Annotated in this window: 5 protein-coding genes and 1 pseudogene; 3 read left to right on the top strand and 3 right to left on the bottom strand. The window is 57.2% G+C overall.

The features are described from left to right. Nucleotides 1-116: 116 nt before the first annotated feature. The 3 genes from AACY52_RS28165 to AACY52_RS28155 form a co-directional block, all read right to left on the bottom strand. Nucleotides 117-983, bottom strand: a complete 867-nt coding sequence (locus tag AACY52_RS28165) for a transporter (protein ID WP_339428256.1) — start codon at nt 981-983, stop codon at nt 117-119. Nucleotides 984-1,068: 85 nt separating this feature from the next. Beyond that, complete coding sequence (locus tag AACY52_RS28160) at nt 1,069-2,127, bottom strand: phenylacetaldoxime dehydratase family protein (RefSeq protein WP_339561055.1); 1,059 nt, start codon at nt 2,125-2,127, stop codon at nt 1,069-1,071. Between the two features lie 42 nt (nt 2,128-2,169). Beyond that, complete coding sequence (locus AACY52_RS28155) at nt 2,170-2,331, bottom strand: hypothetical protein (protein ID WP_339428258.1); 162 nt, start codon at nt 2,329-2,331, stop codon at nt 2,170-2,172. Between the two features lie 69 nt (nt 2,332-2,400). Between AACY52_RS28155 and AACY52_RS28150 the strand changes: the two genes are divergently transcribed. The 3 genes and pseudogenes from AACY52_RS28150 to AACY52_RS28140 all read left to right on the top strand — a co-directional run. Next, a complete protein-coding gene (locus AACY52_RS28150; RefSeq protein WP_339561054.1) occupies nt 2,401-2,634 on the top strand; it encodes a hypothetical protein in 234 nt (77 codons plus the stop codon). Nucleotides 2,635-2,694: 60 nt separating this feature from the next. After that, nucleotides 2,695-3,630, top strand: a complete 936-nt coding sequence (locus AACY52_RS28145; protein WP_339428259.1) for a helix-turn-helix domain-containing protein — start codon at nt 2,695-2,697, stop codon at nt 3,628-3,630. A gap of 274 nt (nt 3,631-3,904) precedes the next feature. Beyond that, nucleotides 3,905-4,045: pseudogene (locus AACY52_RS28140) on the top strand (IS630 family transposase); the annotation flags it as partial.

Genomic DNA, 4,045 nt, shown 5'->3' with positions numbered 1-4,045 from the left:
AAAAGTATTAATATCACGCATAAGAACGCCGGTTTTTTAGATGTGTTTGCTCGCACGAACATCATCCATCAAATCGGCGTTCTTGTTTCTGTCTTTCCCGTGATTCCGTGAAGAACCTAAAAAATGCGCGCATAACGCAGGTTCATGCGGAAGTCTTCCTTGGTGCCGTTGTCCACCGAAAGGTCCTTGCCCAACTGCAGTTGAATCTGGTCTTGGGGGGTGACGAATTTGGTGGCGGTGAGACGGAAGTTGGTGGTGCCCAACTCGTTATCCTGATTGACGTGCTCAATGTTCGTCTCACCCCCCCAGGTACGCCCGAAGCCGATACCAAACGCGGTGCTGGCGTCTGGCATGTAACGCCCCATGATCTGTGCTGCGTAGGAAACGTCCTGCTTCATACGGTCTGCATTTGCGCCGTAATCAGTGTTGTCGCCATACCAGGTAGCACCGCCAACCAGGTCCATCGCCCATTTTTCTGTGAAGTGTTTGACGTACGCACTCTGCAGTTCGAATTTCCAGCGGTTCTCTCCGAGATTGAGCGCGTCCTCCTTGTCATACGTACCAGTAGGCACATACAGGTAGGGGGCGATGCTGAGGGTGTCGCGGGCTTCGTTGAACCGCCATTTGACCGGTGCGGTGAGGATCAAGTCGCCAACGCCGCGAGTACTGCCCAGCGCTGAGGCGTCACCTGCGCTGGAGACGTGTCCGAAAGGCAAAAGAAATTGTGGGTCGATGGTGACGGTGTCAGAGAGTGCGTAGACATGCAGTAGACGCAGGATGCCGATGTCAGAGCTCACCCTGAAGTCAGAGCTGACCTTGTGGCCGTTGGTATAAGCCGAGTCCGTGGTGGCGTGCTGGTAGTAAATCGCCCCGATCGTAGCGCCGACCGGGTATTGCTCGTAATCGCCGGGCGCTACTTCACCGGCGTTGGCGTGAAGCGCGGGCAACAGCGTAGAGAGCGTCAGCAGGCGGATCTTATTCATTATTTATTCCTCGCACAGGGAGACCGGCCACCCGAGGAGGGTGGCAAGGCGGCAGAAATGGGGGGGAGGTAAACGCCGATGGCGCTCAGGTCGTTGGCGGCAGCGCGTCGCGCAACATGCCGGTCTGCGTGTGACAGTTGATGTACTCGAAGACCTGGCTCTTGGCGTCCGACACGGACACTTCGTGGTACAGCCTTAACTTCTTCAAACCCGCGGCCACGCGGAAAAACGTCACGAAAATACGCAGGTGAGTTGGGTGAGATTCAGCCCAGCGTTCGAGTTTCTCCACCGAGCGCCAGTGACCGATGTTGTAGCTCAGGTCGAGAAAGTTGCCGTCCAGGTCGATATTGCGCACGAACCTGTTGCTGTAGCAGCCCAATGGCTGGCCGTTGTCACGCAGGAAGTCCATGCCGTCCTGCAAGGTTGGCATGATTTCGTCGAGGTAGAGCGAGCGCTCCTCTGCCTCGGCATCCGCCCAGTCCTGGCCGGAACGAATCAGTGTGAGGTTGTCATGCCCCAGGACCAGGACCCGTCCGCCCTGGGCCGGGTCACCCGCGATCACTTGCAGTTCGCTCGTGGGCTTCATCCAATCCGTCTGGGAGATCGGGAAACGGTCGCGCATCGAACCCCAGTAACCGTGCTCTTCGATCTCTCCACTGGTCGTATCCATTACTGCGCCGACACCGGGCAGGTTCTCCTGGAAGGCGTACAGCGTCTCGAACTGCTCGGTGCGCGGCGCGGTGATTTCGCGGAAATAACCAAGGCCTTCACCGAGCCGATCCGGCGAACTCCACCAGTCATTCACTGGGGGTGACCGCAACCAGCGACAGTGGGCGGCCGGGTCTTTCCAGTAGCCGACCACAATCAAATTATCAAAGCCGCTGCTGTCGGTGTGGTGGGTCAAATCATAAGTCTGCGGGCCATCGGCCAAGCTGAAACTGCCGACGATGTGACGCATCGCCTGTAACGCAGGTGCGCGCTGGTCGTCGCCGCGATATTGCACGCCCAGATAGGCCATCACCACTTGTTCCAGTTGCTCGTCAGCGCGTGCGACCCACATAGGGAACGGCGGTTGATACTCGTCCGGTACACGGCGGGACAGGGTGCGCGGGCATTTGAGATGTGTGTCGATTGCAGATTCCATCTTGAGCTCCTCGTTATTTTCGTTCAGGCCTACGGTTGGGCGTCAGCGCGCCGGTGGCTGGTCGCGCTTGGCGATCTGCCGTCGGTGCAGCAGCTGCATGGCACTCCATTCAATCAACCAATAAGCCGACTCTTCAGGCGCAAGGTCGCGCCGCTGCAGAAGCCAGGAGGAATCAGCCAATCGTTGTGAGTTGTGTCGATGCATGGCGTGCCTCATCAGCGGATGAATGAGCTGCTGTGAGGTGCAAATTAGGCTGGGCGAGGAGGGGGCGCTTTGTTCGGCGAGACAACCATTTGGTTGGAAAAGACAAGGCTGGAGCTGACGTTTTCCCGTGATCCGCAGTGCTGCGCGTGCGCCGACCGGGTGAGTGCCATGCCCTTAAATGGTGATGGCGGCACCGGGCGACAGCCTGCGAAGGCCGCCGACAGTCGCGATGGAAATCACGTGGCAGCGCGCTCAAGCAGGCCTGCCAATGCGCTTGGCCTGTTAATTGCTTTTCATGCCTGAAAATTGGCCGCACGTTACAACTTCTCGAGCGCCTCTTGCATCGTTGTCGAGGTCAGTGTCATGAACCCAAGCACTCAGTATTCGACCCTTGCTGTTCCGGCACTCCGTCGGTTTGATTATTGGAAAGAAGTGGTCTGTCGCCATTGCCTGGCCGCCGATAGCAAACCCTTGTCCCAGAGCAGCTTTGATGGCTCGCTCACCGTCAATACCGTCGGCGAGCTGGACATCTGTTCGCTGTCTTCGCCGCTGCACTACTGGGAGCGTTCCGAGCAGCACCTGCGCAGCGGTCCGGCCGAAGATTTATGGTTGGGTTTCGCTCGAAATGGCCATGGGCAAATAGAACAAGGCTCAAGAAAAGCCAGCCTGGCAACCGGCAATTTGTTTCTTTATGACGCAACTCAGGCGTTTCGCTTCAGCCTGGGTGGTACCGAAAACCACTTGATCCGTATTCCGAGAGCGTTGCTCACCGAGCGCCTGCCACGTATTGCCGAGTACACCGCGATGGTCCTCGACGACCGGCGTCCTGGTGTCGTTCCCTTACGCGAAATGCTGCATCAGGCCGCGAGCGCGCCGACATCGCTGCAGGACGAGCGCATCTCGAATCGTTACTCAAGTGCTTTGCTTGATCTGCTTGTGATCAGCCTGGAACTCCAGGACCTGAAAACAAGCCATCAGGAGATGGACCTCTACGGCCGCATCATGAAGTACATCCAACGGCACTTGACTGAGCCGGACCTTTCGATTGAAGCCATCGCCAAAGCCCACAATGTGTCCACCCGCACCGTTACACGGGCCTTCGCACGCTACCAGAAAACCCCCGTTGCAGAGATTTGGAAAGAACGCCTGAATGCCAGTCGAGAAGCGATTGAACGCGGCCAGGTACGCAGCGTGTCCGAGGCGGCGCTGGACTTCGGGTTTTCTGACTTTTCCCATTTCAGCCATGCGTTTCGCAAGGCGTTTGGTGTGGCGCCGAATACGCTTTTACGCCGCAATTGAAGGAAGTGCTGGAGCTTAGACTGGGGGGGGCATCTTTTTCAAACCATCCAAAGCAAACCTCCGGTTGTGCCCCGAACCTGGTCATCCACTGGAAGTGGATGGATTTCCATGGTTTGTGGAAAGGCAGAAATGATCAGCTAAACAGCCTGCCCGACGACGCCTAGAGACTCTCAGGGTCGCCAAAGAACATTTTGACTAGTGGCCTGAGCGGTTAATTCATTTATCTACTGGTAACGATATACTGTGCGTCCAATGTCATGGATTGGATATGCGCATGGCCCGGCCGATATCCCCTTTCGCTTTAACGCCTTCTGATCTCATCGCCCTGCAAGGTTGGTTGCGTATGAGTACGCTGGAACAGAGCCTCGCCCAGCGAGCGCGCATCCTGCTTCTACTGGCTGATGGATTGACGCCC

Origin of the sequence: Pseudomonas sp. EA_65y_Pfl1_P113, from assembly GCF_963970525.1 — a bacterium.
Classification (GTDB): Bacteria; Pseudomonadota; Gammaproteobacteria; order Pseudomonadales; family Pseudomonadaceae; genus Aquipseudomonas; species Aquipseudomonas tritici.
The sequence above is the reverse complement of the archived record's forward strand: the minus strand, read 5'-3'. Positions and strand labels throughout refer to the sequence as shown.

What these genes read in the sequence shown, in the direction of transcription:
- AACY52_RS28165 (WP_339428256.1), bottom strand. Translation starts at nt 983, where the DNA reads ATGAATAAGATCCGCCTGCTGACGCTCTCTACGCTGTTGCCCGCGCTT.
- AACY52_RS28160 (WP_339561055.1), bottom strand. Translation starts at nt 2,127, where the DNA reads ATGGAATCTGCAATCGACACACATCTCAAATGCCCGCGCACCCTGTCC.
- AACY52_RS28155 (WP_339428258.1), bottom strand. Translation starts at nt 2,331, where the DNA reads ATGCATCGACACAACTCACAACGATTGGCTGATTCCTCCTGGCTTCTG.
- AACY52_RS28145 (WP_339428259.1), top strand. Translation starts at nt 2,695, where the DNA reads ATGAACCCAAGCACTCAGTATTCGACCCTTGCTGTTCCGGCACTCCGT.